We start from the raw sequence: 17,852 nt of genomic DNA on the forward strand, positions 1-17,852 counted from the left end.
TATTAGTACACGAGGACAAAAAAAGAGCTAATCGGCCAGCGGGCAGTGATTAGCTCTGGTGAGTGATTTCAGGTTGGATGAATCCAGCGGCAAAATATATTCTCCCTGTATTGCCGGTCACTGATTTTATATTACAGTTTCCTTTCACTGTCATAAAAATGACATGTATCTACAACGATGACCTACAGCTTTAGCTGACAATCCAGATGTTGCAGATGGTGAGCGCGATGATGCTCCAGAACATCGCCAACCCTACCAACACTACGCCCCATACGCGACTACGCAGAACGGGATCGATTTCGGTTTTGTCATTCTCGTATGACATCGCCAGTTTCATGTAATCGATATTACTTATCATATTGTCACCACCAATTGCTCAAATCATCAGGTACAGATAAATCTTAATTATGGATAAAAGATTAATCCAGTGAATTTAGGCCTGATGGAATATATTTAACCGGTTATTTGATCGCGGCGGGCATAATGAAAAACGTGTTGCCAAAAATTATTAATTTTGTGATTGGTTCGAGGTTTAAGTTGTTAAATACAGTCCATCATAGTTAATGGCACTCCTCGCAGGGAGTGCCATTATTATTTTCAGGGTTATTTTTCCGGAAGTTTTATATCTTTGAACATCGCTTCAATATCTTCATTCGAGCGTAAAGCCACCGCGGTATCTACCACGTCCCTGGTCAAATGGGGAGCAAAACGTTGAATAAAATCATACATGTAGCTTCGTAAGAAGGTGCTACGGCGGAAACCTATCTTAGTGGTGCTGTGGCTGAAAATACCGTTCGCATCCAGCTTCACCAGATCCGGGTCAGAGACCGGATCCACCGCCATGCTGGCGATTACCCCTACCCCCAGCCCCAGGCGAACATAGGTTTTGATGACGTCGGCATCGGTGGCGGTAAAAACAATGCGCGGCGTCAGGCCCGCACGGTTAAACGCGGTATCCAGTTCGGAGCGGCCGGTAAAACCAAAGGTATAGGTTACCAGTGGATACTGGGCCAGTTCCTCTATGGACACCGAGCCCTTGGTGGCCAGAGGATGCTCGGGGGTCACTACAATCGACCGGTTCCAGTGATAGCATGGCAGCATCACCAGATCGTCATACAGATGTAGCGCCTCGGTGGCGATGGCGAAATCGGCATTGCCTTTCGACACAGCCTCCGCGATCTGAGTCGGCGAGCCCTGATGCATATGCAGCGACACCCGCGGGTAGCGTTCAATAAACCCCTTGATCACTCCCGGTAACGCATAGCGCGCCTGGGTATGGGTGGTGGCGACGTAAAGAGACCCTTTGTCAGGCCAGGTATGCTCTCCGGCGACAGATTTGATGGCATCGACTTTCGACAGCACTTCGCGGGCGATGCGGATGATCTCCTGCCCGGCCGGCGTCACCTGGGTTAAGTGTTTACCGCTGCGGGCAAAGATCTGAATGCCCAGCTCATCCTCCAGCATGCGGACCTGCTTACTGATACCCGGCTGGGAGGTATAGAGCCCTTCGGCGGTGGATGAAACATTCAGGTTATGGTTAACCACCTCAACGATGTAGCGAAGCTGTTGTAGTTTCATGGCTGATATCCGTTTGCGCGTAAAATGAAGCCGCTTAATACACTTTACGTTCAGGCAACTTGTCGCCGATGAAGGCCCTGGGCTCCCGGCAGTTGGCCATAGTGGCGCCGCAATGCATCCTGAAAGCGATGATGTATAAGACGTTTTAATAATAAAAAAGGCATTAACTATAACCACTATATCATTTATATCAACACTGTATAGACGCTAACGAAAAATAATATAGGTGGTTATAAGGGGAGGAAATTAACGCAAAGAGGGGAAGACGACACGGCAGAGAAATGCACTCTCTCTGCCGGTCGCCTGAGCAGGAAAAGCGCGCTTTTCCTGCCCGAACGAACGCCATTACTTTTTGGCTTCCGTCCACTTACCGTCGATAAAGAAAGCTGACCAGCCGGTCGCTTTGCCCTCTTTTTCAGACGCCACGTACTGCTGCTTGGTTTTACGGCTAAAGCGTACCAGCGTTTTATTGCCTTCCGGATCCTGCTGCGGCGCATCGGCGAGATAACGCAGTTTTTCCGGCAGACGATCGCGGAAGCGGTACAGCTCCTCCACCAGCGGCGCACGCGTTTCCCGTGATTTCGGGAAGGTGTTGGCCGCCAGGAAGACGCCCGCCGCCCCGTCGCGCAGCACAAAGTAGGCGTCAGACTTCTCACACGGCAGCTCCGGCAGCGGCACCGGATCTTCCTTCGGCGGAGCCACTTCGCCATTGCGCAGGATCTTACGCGTGTTCTTACACTCGTCGTTGGTACAGGCCATGTATTTACCGAAACGCCCCATTTTTAGGTGCATTTCAGACCCGCACTTCTCGCACTCCACCACCGGGCCGTCATAGCCCTTGATGCGGAATTCGCCCTCTTCAATCTCGTAGCCGTCGCAGGTCGGGTTATTACCACAGACGTGCAGCTTACGCTTAGGATCGATAAGGTAGCTGTCCATCGCCGTCCCACACTTCTGGCAGCGACGTTTGGCGCGCAGCGCGTTGGTTTCCGCGTCATCGCCTTCCAGCACGTTGAGGACTTCGTTCTCCGGCACCAGGTTGATGGTGGTTTTGCACCGCTCTTTCGGCGGCAAGGCATAGCCCGAACAGCCGAGGAAAACGCCGGTGCTGGCGGTACGGATCCCCATTTTACGGCCGCAGGTCGGGCAGTCGATGCTGGTGAGCACCATCGGGTTCGGCTGCATGCCGCCCTCTTCCGGATCTTTCTCTGCCGTCGCCAGCTGGGTGGTAAAATCGCCGAAGAAGTGGTTCAGCACCTCTTTCCACTCGGCCTGGTGGTTCGCAACCTGGTCGAGGCGATCCTCCATCTGCGCGGTAAAATCGTAGTTCATCAGATCGCGGAAGTTTTCTTCCAGCCGGTCGGTAACGATCTCGCCCATTTTTTCGGCGTAAAAACGACGATTTTCCACCCGCACGTAGCCGCGATCCTGAATGGTCGAAATGATCGACGCGTAGGTCGACGGACGGCCAATCCCGCGTTTTTCCAGCTCTTTCACCAGCGAGGCCTCGCTGAAACGCGCCGGCGGCTTGGTAAAGTGCTGCGCAGGCGTCAGCTCCACCAGGCTCAGGCGGTCGCCCTGTTTGACCAGCGGGAGCGTCCGGTCTTCATCGCCCTTGCGCAGCGCCGGCATGACTTTTGTCCAGCCGTCGAAACGTAAAGTGCGACCGCGCGCTTTCAGTTTGAAATCACCCGCAGCCACGGTCAGCGTGGTGGAGTCGTACTGCGCCGGCGTCATCTGACAGGCGACAAACTGGCGCCAGATCAGCTGATAAAGCTTCTGCGCATCCGCTTCCATATCTTTCAGCGTTTCCGCCAGCACGTTCACATCAGACGGACGAATCGCTTCGTGCGCTTCCTGCGAGTTTTCTTTGCTGGCGTACTGGTTCGCGCTATCCGGCAGATATTTTTTGCCAAATTTGTCGCTGATGTAGCCGCGAACCATGTTCAGCGCGTCCTGACTCAGGTTGGTGGAGTCGGTACGCATATAGGTGATGTGCCCTGCCTCATAGAGTCGCTGAGCCATCATCATGGTCTTTTTCACGCCGAAGCCCAGACGGGTGCTGGCCGCCTGCTGCAGGGTGGAGGTGATGAACGGCGCGCCCGGCTTGCTGCTGGTCGGCTTATCTTCACGCTCCAGTACGCTGTAGCTGGCTTTTTCCAGCAGCGATACCGCCGCCATGGTCTCATCGCGGCTGACCGGACGGAACGGCTTATCATCCTTATGGGTCACCTGCAGCGGCAGGGCGTCACCGCCCGGCGTGGTGGTGCTGGCGTCGACTTCCCAGTACTCTTCCGGGACGAACGCTTTAATTTCACGTTCACGCTCCACCACCAGGCGGACCGCGACGGACTGCACGCGCCCGGCAGAAAGACCACGGGCGATTTTTTTCCACAGCAGCGGCGAAACCATATAGCCCACCACGCGGTCCATAAAACGACGCGCCTGCTGGGCGTTAACCCGATCGATATTCAGTTCGCCCGGCTTTTCAAAGGCCTGACGAATAGCGTTTTTGGTGATCTCATTGAACACCACGCGGCTGTAACGCTGTTCATCGCCGCCGATGACTTCCCGCAGGTGCCAGGCAATGGCTTCCCCTTCGCGGTCAAGGTCGGTTGCGAGATAGATGTGGTCAGCTTTTTCCGCCAACTGTTTGAGTTCTGAAACTACCTTTTCTTTACCCGGAAGTACTTCATAGTGCGCATTCCAGTCATGCCATGGGTCCACGCCCATACGGTTAACCAGAGCACTACGTTCGTCCTTTTTAGGCTTTTTAGCCCCTTTGGTGGCGGTAGAGTCGGCGCTCTTTTTGGAAGCTGATCCACTGGTCGGCAAATCGCGGATATGACCGACGCTGGATTTCACCACGTAGTCATTACCCAGATACTTATTGATCGTTTTGGCTTTTGCCGGGGACTCAACGATAACGAGAGCTTTACCCATATTCACCTTTACCTAATTTGATTCATCCAGGAATACATCGCACATTCATACACCCTCCACTGGCGACTGCCTCATATGTTGCGGCACCGTCGGTGAATATCAACCCTGAACACCCGTTTCATCTCCGTAAAACCAGGCGCTTGAGTTTGCTGACTTTTTCTCGTCAGGTGACATAGCACGAAGAATTTTTGGCCGAATGTCAAGCAAATCTGTTGCCAGATCGCCGAAAGCGTCACACTGTACCTGATAAAATTCGTTACGCAACTTTATTAGCATGCAAAAGCAAATCCCGCCAGTAAACGGCTGTTTCTCCACTGGTTACCATTACCCCTGATTTATGCATGGAAAATTTGCCCCACGCCGCCGCGCGGCGTAAACTACGCGCGGAGAAAAAGAGGAGTCCGTTATGCAAGGTACAACCCAACCAATCGATCGCCAGACGCTGCTCGAAAAAGCCAACAAACTTATTCGCGAACATGAGGATACGTTAGCCGGTATCGAAGCCACCGACGTCGTTCAGCGCAACAATGTCCTGGTGTTTAGCGGTGAGTTTTACCTTGATGAGCAGGGACTACCGACGCCGAAGAGTACAGCGGTATTTAACATGTTTAAGTATCTTGCTCACGAGCTGTCGGACAAGTACCACCTGGTCGATTAAGACCAGTGAAAACAATAACGCGAGGCCCAGGCCTCGCGTTATGTTATTTACATCAGCGGTTTCTGACCGCGCTGCCACCAGCGCAGCAGAAGCCGATCGGCGCTCTCCGCCGCGCTACCGGTAAAGCGGTCGAGCATCTTCTTACGCTGTTGATAACGCACCCCGATCACCTCGTGGCTCTCCATCAGCCCCAGCAGCAGCTCATCGCTGGTTTCAACCGCATCCACCAGACCTTTTTCCAGCGCCTGCACCCCGTACCAGTGTTCGCCGGTGGCCACCTGCTCAATATCAAGTCCCGGACGCATCCGGTGGACGAAATCCTTGAACAAATGATGTGTCTCATTGAGATCCTCGCGGAACTTGCGCCGCCCTTCCTCGGTATTTTCGCCCAGCATGGTGAGCGTTCGTTTGTACTGCCCGGCAGTGTGCAGTTCGATATCGATATCTTTATTCTTCAGGAAGCGGTGCAGGTTCGGGATCTGCGCCACCACACCAATAGATCCGAGGATCGCAAACGGCGCCGAGACAATTTTGTTCGCCACGCAGGCCATCATATAGCCGCCGCTGGCCGCCACTTTGTCGACCGCCACCGTCAGCGGGATCTGCTTGTCGCGCAACCGCTGCAGCTGAGAGGCGGCCAGACCGTAGCCGTGCACCACCCCGCCGGGGCTTTCCAGGCGAATCACCACCTGATCGCGCGCTTTCGCCGCCGCCAGTACCGCGGTGATCTCTTCCCGCAGGCTATTGACCTCATGAGCATCCATACTGCCTTTGAAATCCAGCACCCAGGCGCGCGGCTTGCCTTCCGGCTCGGCATTGCCCAGCTTCGCCCGCGCTTTGGCCGCCTTCGCCTCTTGTTTTTGCTTTTTCTTCTGCGCCTTATGCCACTGCTTCTGCTGCGGGCCGTCCAGCAGCGCCACCGCCAGCGATTCCTTCATCTCTTTATAATGCTCGCTAAGATTGGTCACCCGCAGCTCGCCGCGCTGCTTCTTGCGCTGAGCGAGGTTGACGATAATAGCGGCAATCACCGCGATGGCGACGACAACCGTCGCGATCTTGGCTAAAAATAAGCCGTACTGAGCAAGTAATTCCACGTTTTCACCTTGTGTAAAGCACTGACGTTGCTGCACAGTGTACCTCAGCCGCTGGCGAGAAGTCTTTGTGCTTTGTGTTCTCTGCGCAGCGGATTCTGTTTTTTTTCGCGCGGCTGAAATCGTTGCAAGATATTAATTTTGTGAATACTTTCCGCTTCGCCGATTGCAATGGCGGGCGCTTTCAGGCATAACAGCGCAAAAGTGAGATACCAAAGATGAAGCGCGATCGGGAACCGATCGCCCAAGGAGTTGCCGTGCATTATCAACCACAACGTCACTTGCTGAAAGATCGCATCATCCTGGTCACCGGGGCCAGCGACGGGATTGGTCGTGAAGCGGCCCTGACCTACGCGCGCTATAGCGCCAGCGTTATCCTGCTGGGTCGCAACGACGACAAACTGCGCACCGTCGCCCAGGAGATTGAGCGTGAGGGTGGTATTCCCCCTCGCTGGTTTACCCTCGACCTGCTCACCTGTACGCCCCAGGCGTGCCAGCAGCTGGCGCAGCAGATCAGCATGCACTATCCCCGCCTTGACGGCGTGCTGCATAACGCCGGCCTGCTCGGCGACATCTGCCCAATGGAAGAGCAGAAGCCGGAGGTCTGGCAGCAGGTGATGCAGGTGAACGTTAATGGCACCTTTATGCTGACCCAGGCGCTTCTTCCTTTATTACTCCGTTCGGAATCGGGCTCGCTGGTCTTCACCTCATCCAGCGTCGGTCGTCAGGGCCGCGCCAACTGGGGCGCCTATGCCGTTTCCAAATTCGCTACCGAAGGGATGATGCAGGTGCTGGCCGACGAGTATCAAAGCCGCCACCTGCGGGTAAACTGTATCAACCCCGGCGGCACTCGCACCGGAATGCGCGCCAGCGCGTTCCCGACGGAAGATCCGCTGAAACTGAAAACCCCCGCTGACATTATGCCCGTCTATCTGTGGCTGATGGGTGACGACAGTCGTCGCAAGACGGGAATGACCTTCGACGCCCAACCGGGACGTAAACCAGGAATTGCCCAATGAGTGATGAACGCTACCGCGAACGCCAGCAGCGGCTGAAAGATAAAGTTGACGCCCGGGTGGCGGCGGCCCAGGACGAGCGCGGCATTGTGATGGTCTTTACCGGCAACGGCAAAGGCAAAACCACCGCCGCCTTTGGCACCGCGACCCGCGCCGTCGGCCATGGCAAAAAAGTCGGCGTGATCCAGTTTATCAAGGGGACCTGGCCTAACGGCGAGCGTAATCTGCTGGAGCCTCACGGCGTCGAATTTCAGGTGATGGCCACAGGTTTCACCTGGAACACCCAGGATCGCGACAGCGACACCGCCGCCTGCCTGGCGGTCTGGGAGCATGCCCGCCGTATGCTCGCTGACGACCAGCTCGATCTGGTGCTGCTGGACGAGCTGACCTACATGGTGGCGTATGATTACCTGCCGCTGGAGTCGGTGCTGAGCGCCCTGCGTGAGCGCCCTGCCCATCAGTCGGTGATCATCACCGGCCGCGGCTGTCATCGCGATATTATTGAACTGGCCGATACCGTCAGCGAACTGCGTCCGGTCAAGCATGCATTTGATGCCGGGATTAAAGCGCAGATGGGGATTGACTACTAAGGGCCTGATAGCGCGGAGGAAGTACGCGTTCCGGCGGCAAGTCACCGGAACGCATAACATTAACCGTTAGTCTTATTGCGAGTACTGGAACGACGGTTGCTGTTGTTACCCTGGCGCGGATTAGCGCTGGTCTGGCTGTGACGCTTCACCGCCCGACGGATCTGATTGGCTTTCAACCGCCGACGGTCTTTCTCGACGGCAACCTTAGAGCTGGTTTCCGGCGTGAGCTCCACCAGCTCGCGCAGGTAGTTGGTCTGCGCCAGGTCCAGCTCGGTATAGCCGCCGCGCGGCAGGCCTTTCGGCAGCAGAATATCGCCGTAGCGCACGCGGATCAGACGGCTGACCTGCACGCCGACCGCTTCCCACAGGCGACGCACTTCGCGGTTACGCCCTTCGGTCAGGGTAACGTTATACCACTGGTTAATCCCTTCGCCGCCGGTGAATTTGATGGTTTTAAACGCTGCCGGACCATCTTCTAACTGTACGCCGCGCGACAGCTGGCGCAGCTTATCATCATCCACCTGGCCGAAAACGCGAACGGCGTACTCACGCTCGACTTCACGGCTCGGGTGCATCAGGCGGTTGGCCAGTTCGCCATCGGTGGTGAACAGCAGCAGGCCGCAGGTATTCACGTCCAGACGACCAACGGCAATCCAGCGCGCGCCGCGCAGTTTAGGCAGACGATCAAACACCGTCGGGCGTCCTTCCGGATCGTTACGGGTGCACAGCTCGCCTTCCGGCTTATAGTAAGCCAGCACGCGGCAGATCTGCTCGGCAGACTCTTTCACCGAGATCAGATGACCATCGATACGAATTTTTAAACCAGGGACAATTTCCACACGATCGCCGAGGGTGGCGATTTTGCCGTCGACGCTGACGCGGCCAGCTTCGATTTTCGCTTCAATTTCACGGCGGGAGCCGTGGCCGGCGCGGGCCAGCACTTTTTGCAGTTTCTCGCTCATTGAGCTTCCTTAAGGTGTCGCCTTCCCAGGCGTCTGGTATGCTTTATGAAACAATGAGGCCAAAAGCACAACTCATTGTTACGTATATACTTTTAACGTAAAGTCTCGTCGGCGCGTTCAGGATATCCACCGCGAGCCCGTATTCGTGGCCGAACATACTACACTAACTTCGTCGGGAAAGCTTCTGTTCGCCGCGCCCCGTCTTTAGTATGGAACAGATTTTCCTCATTCTCCTGTGCCCATTCACGCACACGGATCTTTATCGGACAGCGCCCCCTCACTACGCGCGCTCCTCAGCAACGGCCGGGCGCTGGCCAAGCAGCCAGTCGCGAAAACAGCGGTTGGCAGGCGCCAGCAGCGCGGTCTCGTGGTAAACCAGATGATAGGCCAGCGGACAGGCGATGGGCTGCGCCAGAGGATTAACCAGCCGCCCCTGCGTCAGCGCAGGCGCTATGAATGAGCGTCGCAGCAATGCTATCCCCATACCGGCGAACGCCGCCTCCGTCACGCCGTTGGAATCAGTGAACACCGGCCCACGCCGCGCGAAGTGCGGCGCCAGCCCCACGGCCTCACACCACAGCGCCCAGTCTTCACGATGTTCATCGTGCAGCAGCGGATACTGCAGGAGATCGCTCGCATCGGTGAGCGTCCGGCGCGGAGCAATCAGTTGCGGGCTACAGACCGGCATCAGGTCGTCATCCAGCAGGCGGTAAGCCTGCAGTTCCGGCCAGCCGCCGACACCATGACGCACGGCAAAATCGATCCCTTCACTCAGCAAATCCACTCGCCGGTTGGTGGTGCCGATCTGGATCTCTATCTGCGGATAGCGTCGTTCAAAATCAGCCAGCCGCGGCAGCAGCCACTGAATGGCGAAGCCGCTGGTACAGCTGATAGCCACCTTTTCTGGTCCCGGGGGCACCTGCAGACGCTGGGTGGCGGCGGCTATCTGATGAAACGCCGGCTGAACGGCCCGCAGGTAGATCTCTCCCACCGCCGTTAACTGTAACCGTCGCGGAGTACGGATAAATAGCGGGACATTCAGCGTCTCCTCAAGGCGGGCAATCTGCTGGCTGACGGCGCTGGGCGTGACGCAAAGCTCACTGGCGGCCAGCTTCAGGCTGAGCAGCCGCGCCGCCGCCTCAAAGCAGCGCAACGCATTCAGCGGCGGGAGTTTCATGGGTATGGAACCTCGGTTAAGAAAAACTTAATCATGTAAGCATAACGCGTTTGTCGCGCGCTGCACGTGGGTTCTACAGTTGACTTCCTTCGTGACTACAAGGAGTCAATCATGCGTGTTATCGACTATGGCCGCCTGCTGCTGCTCGCCGCCCTCTGGGGCGCCAGCTTTTTGTTTATGCGCATCACCACCCCGGCCTTCGGGGCGTTGAACAGCGCTTTTCTTCGCGTACTGTTCGCCGCTATCGCGCTCGGTCTGTTACTCGGCGTGCAGGGTAAATGGAGCGGGTATCAGGGAAAATTCACATCCACTCTGCAGCTGGGGGTCATTAATTCAGGCCTTCCTTTTCTCATGTACTGCCTTGCCGCGCAATGGCTGCCGGCAGGGTACTCCGCCACGCTTAACGCCACGGCGCCGATGATGGGGGTGCTGATCGGCGCGTTATGCTTTGCAGAACCGTTAACCCTGCGCAAAGGCGGCGGCGCGATACTGGGCGCCATTGGCGTGGCGGTGATCGCGCGCCCGACGTCTGGCCTTAGCGCCGCCCTGCTGCTGCCGGGGATTGGCGCCTGCCTGACCGCGACCGCCTGTTACGGTCTGGCCGGCTTTCTGACCCGCCGCTGGATCCAGCAGCGAGGCGGCCTCGAGGCTGAACGCGTCGCGCTGGGTAGCCAGGTCGGCGCCACGCTGTTTCTGTTTCCTTTCTTTCTCTGGTCCTGCTGGCATGGGCCTGCCGTAGACTGGCGGCAGAGTCTGCCGTGGATAGCGATAGTCATGCTGGGCGTGGTCTGCACGGCGGCAGGATATATTCTCTACTTCCGCTTGATTGCAGATATAGGGCCGCTGCGTTCGCTGTCGGTGACCTTTTTGATCCCACCTTTTGCGGCGCTGTGGGGCTATCTCTGCCTCGGAGAGACAGTGGAGAAAGGATTGATTCTCGGCGCGCTGCTGGTTTGTGTAGCGCTATGGATGATTATCGTGCCGTCGGGGCGAAAACGCGGGGTACCGGACGGCGCATGATGCACCGCCCGGCAGATAGCCTTAGAGAAACGGCCTCACGTCGCCGACGCCTTCGCGCAGCACCACCGGGGTGTCTTCAGTGAGATCGATAACCGTGGTCGGCTGCTGCCCAAGGAAACCGCCGTGAATGATGAGGTCCACCACTTTCTCCAGACGATCTTTGATCTCTTCCGGGTCGGATTCGGTAAAGTCGCTGCCGGGCAGCATCAGCGACGTGGAGAGCATCGGCTCGCCTAAGGTCTCGAGCAACGCCTGAGCGATGGGGTTAGACGGGACGCGCATGCCGATGGTTTTACGCTTCTCCTGCAGCAGCCGACGCGGCACCTCTTTGGTCCCCTTAAGGATAAAGGTATAGTTGCCCGGCGTGTTGTTTTTCATCAGGCGAAACGCCACATTATCCACAAAAGCGTAAGTTGACAGCTCGGACAGATCGCGGCACATCAGGGTAAAGTTGTGGCCGTCCGGCAGCTGACGAATGCGGCAGATCCGCTCCATCGCGCCCTTGTCTTCAATTTTGCAGCCCAGCGCGTAGCCGGAGTCGGTAGGATAAACGATTACCCCGCCCTTACGCACAATCTCCACCGCCTGGTTAATCAACCGTGCCTGCGGGTTATCCGGATGGATATAAAAAAACTGGCTCATACTTCCCTCTCAATTTTTATTCGGCGGCCGCTTCCCAACTGTGCCAGACGCCTTCCACGCCGGCAGGAAGCCAGAGCTTACGGCCAAGTTCGATCCACGCGCAGGGCTGATGAAAATCGGATCCCTGCGACGCCAGAAGACCAAACTGCACGGCCAGGGTGGCCAGCTGGGCGCGTTCATGGGGCGCCTGCTGACACTGGGCCACTTCCATGGCATCACCGCCCTGCTCGCTAAAGTGGGCCAACAGCCGCTTCAACCACTTGGCGGAGAGATCGTAGCGCCCGGGATGGGCAATCACCGCCTTGCCGCCAGAATGATGAATCACATCAATCGCTTGTTTTATTGTACACCACTGCGGCGGCACGTAACCGGTTTTCCCGCGGGCAAGGTATTTTTTGAAGACTTCCGCCATGTTTTTCGCATGGCCGGTCTCAACCAGAAAACGGGCAAAATGGCCGCGGGTGACGGCGCCACCGTCCGCCAGTCGCAGCGCCCCTTCCCAGGCGCCGGGGATCCGCGCCTTCTCCAGGCGCTCGGCAATCATCTGACCGCGCTGCTGGCGCCGCGCTTTCTGCTCCTCCAGCAGGGCGGTCATCGTTGGGTACGCAATATCAATATTCAGACCCACAATATGAATCTCGTGATTCTCCCAGAGGGTGGAAATCTCGACGCCGTTCACCAGGGTCAAGGGTAATCCGGCGCGGGCGATCTCCTCCCGGGCCGCCGGGATCGCCGCCACGCTGTCATGGTCGGTGATCGCCAGGGTGCCGACGCGCATCTCATGGGCGCGATGGACCAGTTCCTGCGGAGTCAGCCGCCCGTCAGAGGCGGTGGTATGGCTGTGCAGATCGTAAATCACTGCGTATTGGCTGTCGCTCAAAAGGACTCCTGCTGGACATCAACGTAAATAAGCGCATTATCATACCGACAGGCAGAGAAAATCTGCAAACAAGGGTTGACTTTATTCCATTGAACTAGTTAACTAGTACGCAAGTTCACATGAAGGGGTATCACGATGAAAATGCACTTTATCACTCTGCACAGCTGGTGGCGCACCTCCTGACGACGGGCGGCGTGATCGCGTTTTGCATTCAGCATACAGATACCCGGCCCGCCAATGAGCGGGCTTTTTATTGGACAAAAATAATACGAACAGGCGAGAACAATAATGCAAACATCCAAACCGGCACTCGAGCTTCTCACCAGCGACGCCATCTACCGGGAGAACCCGACGGCGTTATTCCACCAACTGTGCGGCGCCCGTCCGGCGACGCTGCTGCTGGAATCCGCTGACATCGACAGCAAAGATGACTTAAAAAGCCTGCTGCTGGTCGATAGCGCGCTGCGCATTACGGCCCTTGGTGACACTGTCACTATTCAGGCCCTCTCCGCCAACGGCGCGGCGCTGCTGGAATTACTGGACGGCGCGCTGCCCTCCGGGATCAACAATCAGCGCCAGCCCAACGGCCGCATCCTGACCTTCCCGGCCGTGAGCGCCCTGCTCGATGAAGACGCCCGTCTCTGCTCACTGTCGGTGTTTGACGCCTTCCGTCTCCTGCAGGAGCTGGTGAGCGTTCCGGACAACGAGCGCGAAGCGATGTTCTTCGGCGGCCTGTTCGCCTATGACCTGGTGGCCGGTTTTGAAGATCTTCCCCAGTTGCAAAGCGACACCGCCTGCCCGGACTACTGCTTCTATCTGGCGGAAACCCTGCTGGTCATCGACCATCAGACCAAGCATACCCGCATTCAGGCCAGCCTGTTCACCCCGCTGGAGAGTGAAAAACAGCGCCTGGAGCAGCGCCTGAGCCAGCTGCGTCAGCAGCTGAACGAGCCGCCGGCGCCGCTACCGGTTACCACCGTGGCCGAAATGCGCTGCGACGTTGACCAGAGCGATGAAGAGTACGGCGCGGTGGTGCGCAAAATGCAGCGCGCGATCCGCGCCGGGGAAATCTTCCAGGTGGTTCCTTCCCGCCGCTTCTCTCTGCCCTGCCCATCGCCGCTGGCCGCTTATGATGTGCTGAAGAAGAGCAACCCCAGCCCGTACATGTTCTTTATGCAGGACAATGATTTCACTCTGTTCGGCGCCTCGCCGGAAAGCTCGCTGAAGTATGATGCCGTCAGCCGTCAGATTGAGATCTACCCCATCGCCGGCACCCGGCCACGCGGCCGCCGCGCCGACGGCTCGCTGGATCGCGACCTCGACAGCCGCATCGAGCTGGAAATGCGCACCGATCATAAAGAGCTTTCCGAACACCTGATGCTGGTGGACCTGGCGCGTAATGACCTGGCGCGCATCTGCACCCCGGGCAGCCGCTATGTCGCTGATTTAACCAAGGTTGACCGCTACTCCTTCGTGATGCATCTGGTCTCCCGTGTAGTAGGCGAATTGCGTCAGGATCTCGACGTCCTCCACGCCTATCGCGCCTGCATGAATATGGGCACCCTCAGCGGCGCGCCGAAGGTCCGCGCCATGCAGCTGATTGCCGCCGCCGAAGGTAAACGCCGCGGCAGCTACGGCGGCGCGGTGGGCTATTTCACCGCCCACGGCGACCTCGACACCTGCATCGTCATCCGTTCCGCCTACGTGCAGGAAGGTATTGCTACCGTCCAGGCCGGAGCCGGCATTGTGCTCGACTCGGTTCCCCAGTCGGAAGCGGATGAGACCCGAAATAAAGCCCGCGCGGTGCTGCGCGCCATTGCCCAGGCCCATCACGCGAAGGAGATTTTCTGATGGCTGACATTCTGCTGCTCGATAATATCGATTCCTTTACCTATAACCTGGCAGACCAGCTGCGCGCCAACGGCCATAACGTAGTGATTTATCGCAACTCCGTTCCGGCGCAGGCGCTGATTGAGCGTCTGGGCACCATGGACAACCCGGTGCTGATGCTCTCCCCGGGCCCGGGTACGCCAAGCGAAGCCGGCTGCATGCCGGAGCTGCTGACCCGTATGCGCGGCAAGCTGCCGATCATCGGCATCTGCCTCGGCCACCAGGCCATTGTCGAAGCCTACGGCGGCTATGTCGGCCAGGCGGGCGAGATCCTCCATGGCAAAGCCTCCAGCATTGAGCACGACGGCCAGGCGATGTTTGCCGGTCTGGCTAACCCGCTGCCGGTGGCGCGCTACCACTCGCTGGTCGGCAGCAATATTCCCGCCGGGCTGACGATTAACGCCAATTTCAACGGTATGGTGATGGCGGTGCGTCACGATGCGGACCGGGTGTGCGGCTTCCAGTTCCATCCGGAATCGATCCTTACCACTCAGGGCGCGCGGCTGCTGGAGCAGACCCTGGCCTGGGCGCTGCAGAAGCTGGAGCATACCAACACCCTCCAGCCGATCCTTGAGAAACTGTACCAGGCGGAAACCCTGAGCCAGCAGGAGAGCCACCAGCTGTTCTCCGCCGTCGTGCGCGGCGAAGTGAAGCCTGAGCAACTGGCCGCCGCGCTGGTCAGCATGAAAGTGCGCGGCGAGCAGCCGCAGGAAATTGCCGGCGCCGCTACCGCGCTGCTGGAAAACGCCGCGCCGTTCCCGCGCCCGGACTACCTGTTTGCCGACATCGTTGGCACCGGTGGCGACGGCAGCAACAGCATCAATATATCCACCGCCAGCGCCTTTGTCGCTGCGGCCTGCGGGTTAAAAGTGGCGAAACACGGCAACCGCAGCGTCTCCAGTAAATCAGGCTCTTCTGACCTGCTGGCGGCCTTCGGCATTAATCTCGATATGAACGCCGATAAATCCCGCGCCGCGCTTGATGAGCTGGGCGTCTGCTTCCTGTTCGCGCCGAAGTACCACACCGGTTTCCGCCACGCGATGCCGGTCCGTCAGCAGCTGAAGACTCGCACCCTGTTCAACGTGCTGGGCCCGCTGATCAACCCGGCGCATCCGCCGCTGGCGCTGATTGGCGTCTACAGCCCGGAACTGGTGCTGCCGATCGCCGAGACCCTGCGCGTGCTGGGTTATCAGCGCGCGGCGGTGGTGCACAGCGGTGGGATGGATGAAGTTTCACTGCATGCGCCTACGGTGGTGGCCGAACTGCATAACGGGGAAATTAAAAGCTATCAGCTGACCGCCGACGACTTCGGCCTGACGCCTTACCATCAGGCGCAGCTGGCGGGCGGCACCCCGGAAGAAAACCGTGACATTCTGACGCGCTTGCTACAAGGTAAAGGTGAAGCCGCTCACGAAGCCGCCGTCGCCGCCAACGTCGCCATGTTGATGCGTTTACACGGGCATGAAGATCTGAAAGCTAACGCTCAGCAGGTACTGGATGTGCTGCACAGCGGCGCGGCCTATGACAGAGTGACCGCCTTAGCGGCAAGAGGGTAAATAATGCAAACCGTTTTAGCAAAAATCGTTGCCGACAAAGCGATTTGGGTGGAAGCCCGCAAACAACAACAACCGTTAGCCAGTTTTCAGAATGAGATCGTCCCGACGCAGCGCAATTTCTATGACGCGCTGGCCGGCACCCGCACCGCGTTTATTCTCGAGTGCAAGAAGGCCTCGCCGTCGAAGGGGTTGATTCGCGAGGATTTCGATCCGGCAGCGATCGCCAGCATCTACAAGCACTACGCCTCGGCGATCTCGGTGCTGTGTGATGAGAAATATTTCCAGGGCAGCTTCGATTTCCTGCCGATCGTCAGCCAGGTCGCGCCGCAGCCGATCCTGTGTAAGGACTTCACCATCGACCCTTACCAGATCTACCTGGCGCGCTACTATCAGGCCGACGCCTGTCTGCTGATGCTCTCGGTGCTCGACGATGAACAGTATCGTCAGCTCTCGGCGGTGGCTCACAGCCTGAATATGGGCGTGCTGACCGAAGTCAGCAATGAAGAGGAACTGGAGCGCGCCATCGTCCTGAAGGCGAAGGTGGTGGGCATTAACAACCGCGACCTGCGCGATATGTCGATTGACCTTAACCGCACCCGTCAGCTGGCGGCGCGTCTCGGCCCGGATGTCACGGTGATCAGCGAATCCGGCATCCATACCTATGCCGAAGTGCGCGAGCTGAGCCACTTCGCCAACGGCTTCCTGATCGGCTCCGCCCTGATGGAGCAGGCGGATCTGGAAGCGGCGGTTAAACGCGTGCTGCTCGGCGAGAACAAAGTGTGCGGCCTGACGCGCCCGCAGGATGCCCAGGTGGCCTGGGAGTCCGGCGCCATTTACGGTGGGCTGATCTTCGTCCCGACCTCGCCGCGAGCGGTGAATGACGCCCAGGCCAAAGCGGTGATCGCCGCTGCGCCGCTGCAGTACGTCGGCGTCTTCCGCAATGCGCCGCTGGAGGAGGTGGTCGCCCGCGCGCAGGCTCTGGGGCTGGCCGCCGTGCAGCTGCACGGTGATGAAGACCAGGCCTATATCGACGCGCTGCGCGACGCCCTCGCGGACAACGTCCGCATCTGGAAAGCGCTGAGCGTCGGCGAAACCTTCCCGGCCCGTACGCTCCACCATGTCGACAAGTACCTGCTCGACAACGGCCAGGGCGGCAGCGGCCAGCGCTTTGACTGGAGCCTGCTGCAGGGCCAGGATCTGCGCAACGTCATGCTGGCGGGCGGCCTCGGCGCCGATAACTGTGTGGAAGCGGCCAAAAGCGGCTGTGCCGGACTCGATTTCAATTCAGGCGTAGAGTCGCAACCCGGGATTAAAGACGCCAGCAAGCTGGCCTCCGTATTCCAGACGCTGCGCGCATATTAAGGAGCAATAATGAGCACTTTACTGAACCCCTACTTCGGCGAATTCGGCGGCATGTATGTGCCGCAGATCCTGATGCCCGCCCTGCGCCAGCTGGAAGAAGCCTTTGTCAGCGCGCAGAAGGACCCGGCCTTTCAGGCGGAATTCACCGACCTGCTGAAAAACTACGCCGGTCGTCCGACGGCCCTGACCAAATGCCGGAATCTGACCGAAGGCACCCGCACCACCCTGTATCTGAAACGCGAAGATCTGCTGCACGGCGGCGCGCACAAAACCAACCAGGTGCTGGGCCAGGCTCTGCTGGCCAAACGGATGGGCAAAACTGAAATTATCGCCGAGACCGGCGCCGGTCAGCACGGCGTCGCCTCAGCGCTGGCCAGCGCCCTGCTCGGCCTGAAATGCCGTATCTACATGGGGGCCAAGGACGTCGAGCGCCAGTCGCCGAACGTGTTCCGTATGCGCCTGATGGGCGCCGAGGTGATCCCGGTGC

General features: G+C 58.3%; 17 protein-coding genes and 1 other annotated feature. Of the genes, 8 read left to right on the top strand and 9 right to left on the bottom strand.

Annotation, left to right across the window (positions count from 1 at the left end; translation table 11 throughout):
* Positions 1–190: 190 nt before the first annotated feature.
* The 3 genes from KHQ26_RS05545 to topA all read right to left on the bottom strand — a co-directional run bounded on the left by KHQ26_RS05545 (position 191) and on the right by topA (position 4,521).
* Complete coding sequence (locus KHQ26_RS05545; RefSeq protein WP_002901776.1) at positions 191–358, bottom strand: YmiA family putative membrane protein; 168 nt, start codon at positions 356–358, stop codon at positions 191–193.
* Between the two features lie 245 nt (positions 359–603).
* Positions 604–1,578 carry an HTH-type transcriptional regulator CysB gene (cysB, locus tag KHQ26_RS05550; RefSeq protein ID WP_002901772.1) on the bottom strand — a complete coding sequence of 325 codons (975 nt, stop codon included), beginning with the start codon at positions 1,576–1,578 and terminating at the stop codon, positions 604–606.
* 345 nt (positions 1,579–1,923) lie between these two features.
* On the bottom strand, positions 1,924–4,521 hold the full coding sequence (gene topA, locus KHQ26_RS05555) for a type I DNA topoisomerase (protein WP_002901763.1): 2,598 nt from the start codon (positions 4,519–4,521) through the stop codon (positions 1,924–1,926).
* Positions 4,522–4,927: 406 nt separating this feature from the next.
* Here topA and KHQ26_RS05560 point away from each other — a divergent pair, with 406 nt between their 5' ends.
* Positions 4,928–5,179, top strand: coding sequence for a YciN family protein (locus KHQ26_RS05560; RefSeq protein ID WP_002901761.1), 252 nt, complete (start codon positions 4,928–4,930; stop codon positions 5,177–5,179).
* A 47-nt stretch (positions 5,180–5,226) separates the two neighbouring features.
* Here the strand turns inward: KHQ26_RS05560 and sohB are convergent, their stop codons facing one another.
* Together sohB and KHQ26_RS05570 are read right to left on the bottom strand one after the other, a co-directional pair.
* Positions 5,227–6,273: a protease SohB gene (gene sohB, locus KHQ26_RS05565; RefSeq protein ID WP_002901758.1), complete on the bottom strand. Its 1,047-nt coding sequence runs from the start codon at positions 6,271–6,273 to the stop codon at positions 5,227–5,229.
* A gap of 44 nt (positions 6,274–6,317) precedes the next feature.
* Entirely contained in the window at positions 6,318–6,533 is a 216-nt protein-coding gene (locus tag KHQ26_RS05570; RefSeq protein WP_004210741.1) for a hypothetical protein, read from the bottom strand.
* Between KHQ26_RS05570 and KHQ26_RS05575 the strand changes: the two genes are divergently transcribed.
* Complete coding sequence (locus KHQ26_RS05575; RefSeq protein ID WP_004196459.1) at positions 6,528–7,289, top strand: YciK family oxidoreductase; 762 nt, start codon at positions 6,528–6,530, stop codon at positions 7,287–7,289. The two genes, KHQ26_RS05570 and KHQ26_RS05575, sit on opposite strands and share 6 nt — an antisense overlap.
* A complete protein-coding gene (cobO, locus tag KHQ26_RS05580; protein ID WP_002901749.1) occupies positions 7,286–7,876 on the top strand; it encodes a cob(I)yrinic acid a,c-diamide adenosyltransferase in 591 nt (196 codons plus the stop codon). The genes KHQ26_RS05575 and cobO overlap by 4 nt, the downstream gene beginning before the upstream one ends.
* A 59-nt stretch (positions 7,877–7,935) precedes the next feature.
* Here the strand turns inward: cobO and rluB are convergent, their stop codons facing one another.
* Both rluB and gcvA read right to left on the bottom strand, forming a co-directional pair.
* A complete protein-coding gene (gene rluB, locus KHQ26_RS05585) occupies positions 7,936–8,838 on the bottom strand; it encodes a 23S rRNA pseudouridine(2605) synthase RluB (protein ID WP_002901746.1) in 903 nt (300 codons plus the stop codon).
* Between the two features lie 280 nt (positions 8,839–9,118).
* Positions 9,119–10,015: a transcriptional regulator GcvA gene (gene gcvA / locus KHQ26_RS05590; RefSeq protein WP_032410219.1), complete on the bottom strand. Its 897-nt coding sequence runs from the start codon at positions 10,013–10,015 to the stop codon at positions 9,119–9,121.
* A 111-nt stretch (positions 10,016–10,126) separates the two neighbouring features.
* Between gcvA and KHQ26_RS05595 the strand changes: the two genes are divergently transcribed.
* Positions 10,127–11,035: a DMT family transporter gene (locus KHQ26_RS05595; protein WP_004210746.1), complete on the top strand. Its 909-nt coding sequence runs from the start codon at positions 10,127–10,129 to the stop codon at positions 11,033–11,035.
* A 21-nt stretch (positions 11,036–11,056) separates the two neighbouring features.
* Here the strand turns inward: KHQ26_RS05595 and KHQ26_RS05600 are convergent, their stop codons facing one another.
* Together KHQ26_RS05600 and rnm are read right to left on the bottom strand one after the other, a co-directional pair.
* The gene (locus KHQ26_RS05600; RefSeq protein WP_002901738.1) at positions 11,057–11,677 is read right to left on the bottom strand and encodes an L-threonylcarbamoyladenylate synthase; all 621 of its coding nucleotides are present in this window, start codon (positions 11,675–11,677) and stop codon (positions 11,057–11,059) included.
* Positions 11,678–11,693: 16 nt separating this feature from the next.
* The gene (gene rnm / locus KHQ26_RS05605; RefSeq protein WP_004176486.1) at positions 11,694–12,557 is read right to left on the bottom strand and encodes an RNase RNM; all 864 of its coding nucleotides are present in this window, start codon (positions 12,555–12,557) and stop codon (positions 11,694–11,696) included.
* A gap of 159 nt (positions 12,558–12,716) precedes the next feature.
* Positions 12,717–12,812: a sequence feature (Trp leader region), on the top strand.
* Between the two features lie 33 nt (positions 12,813–12,845).
* Between rnm and KHQ26_RS05610 the strand changes: the two genes are divergently transcribed.
* The 4 genes from KHQ26_RS05610 to KHQ26_RS26000 all read left to right on the top strand — a co-directional run.
* Complete coding sequence (locus tag KHQ26_RS05610; RefSeq protein WP_004176488.1) at positions 12,846–14,408, top strand: anthranilate synthase component 1; 1,563 nt, start codon at positions 12,846–12,848, stop codon at positions 14,406–14,408.
* Positions 14,408–16,003, top strand: coding sequence for a bifunctional anthranilate synthase glutamate amidotransferase component TrpG/anthranilate phosphoribosyltransferase TrpD (trpD, locus tag KHQ26_RS05615; protein WP_004148109.1), 1,596 nt, complete (start codon positions 14,408–14,410; stop codon positions 16,001–16,003). Before KHQ26_RS05610 ends, trpD begins: the two co-directional genes overlap by 1 nt.
* A 3-nt stretch (positions 16,004–16,006) precedes the next feature.
* Entirely contained in the window at positions 16,007–17,365 is a 1,359-nt protein-coding gene (gene trpCF, locus KHQ26_RS05620) for a bifunctional indole-3-glycerol-phosphate synthase TrpC/phosphoribosylanthranilate isomerase TrpF (RefSeq protein WP_009484642.1), read from the top strand.
* A 9-nt stretch (positions 17,366–17,374) separates the two neighbouring features.
* The coding region (locus KHQ26_RS26000; RefSeq protein ID WP_416234136.1) for a pyridoxal-phosphate dependent enzyme at positions 17,375–17,852 on the top strand (478 nt) is incomplete at its 3' end.

Origin of the sequence: Klebsiella sp. 10, from assembly GCF_018223925.1 — a bacterium.
In the GTDB taxonomy this organism is placed as follows: domain Bacteria; phylum Pseudomonadota; class Gammaproteobacteria; order Enterobacterales; family Enterobacteriaceae; genus Klebsiella; species Klebsiella pneumoniae.

Coding starts and splice junctions, on each gene's coding strand:
- KHQ26_RS05570 (WP_004210741.1), bottom strand. CDS start 6,533: ATGCACGGCAACTCCTTGGGCGATCGGTTCCCGATCGCGCTTCATCTT.
- KHQ26_RS05545 (WP_002901776.1), bottom strand. CDS start 358: ATGATAAGTAATATCGATTACATGAAACTGGCGATGTCATACGAGAAT.
- KHQ26_RS05610 (WP_004176488.1), top strand. CDS start 12,846: ATGCAAACATCCAAACCGGCACTCGAGCTTCTCACCAGCGACGCCATC.
- cysB (WP_002901772.1), bottom strand. CDS start 1,578: ATGAAACTACAACAGCTTCGCTACATCGTTGAGGTGGTTAACCATAAC.
- gcvA (WP_032410219.1), bottom strand. CDS start 10,015: ATGAAACTCCCGCCGCTGAATGCGTTGCGCTGCTTTGAGGCGGCGGCG.
- KHQ26_RS05600 (WP_002901738.1), bottom strand. CDS start 11,677: ATGAGCCAGTTTTTTTATATCCATCCGGATAACCCGCAGGCACGGTTG.
- KHQ26_RS05595 (WP_004210746.1), top strand. CDS start 10,127: ATGCGTGTTATCGACTATGGCCGCCTGCTGCTGCTCGCCGCCCTCTGG.
- topA (WP_002901763.1), bottom strand. CDS start 4,521: ATGGGTAAAGCTCTCGTTATCGTTGAGTCCCCGGCAAAAGCCAAAACG.
- KHQ26_RS05560 (WP_002901761.1), top strand. CDS start 4,928: ATGCAAGGTACAACCCAACCAATCGATCGCCAGACGCTGCTCGAAAAA.
- cobO (WP_002901749.1), top strand. CDS start 7,286: ATGAGTGATGAACGCTACCGCGAACGCCAGCAGCGGCTGAAAGATAAA.
- trpD (WP_004148109.1), top strand. CDS start 14,408: ATGGCTGACATTCTGCTGCTCGATAATATCGATTCCTTTACCTATAAC.
- trpCF (WP_009484642.1), top strand. CDS start 16,007: ATGCAAACCGTTTTAGCAAAAATCGTTGCCGACAAAGCGATTTGGGTG.
- rluB (WP_002901746.1), bottom strand. CDS start 8,838: ATGAGCGAGAAACTGCAAAAAGTGCTGGCCCGCGCCGGCCACGGCTCC.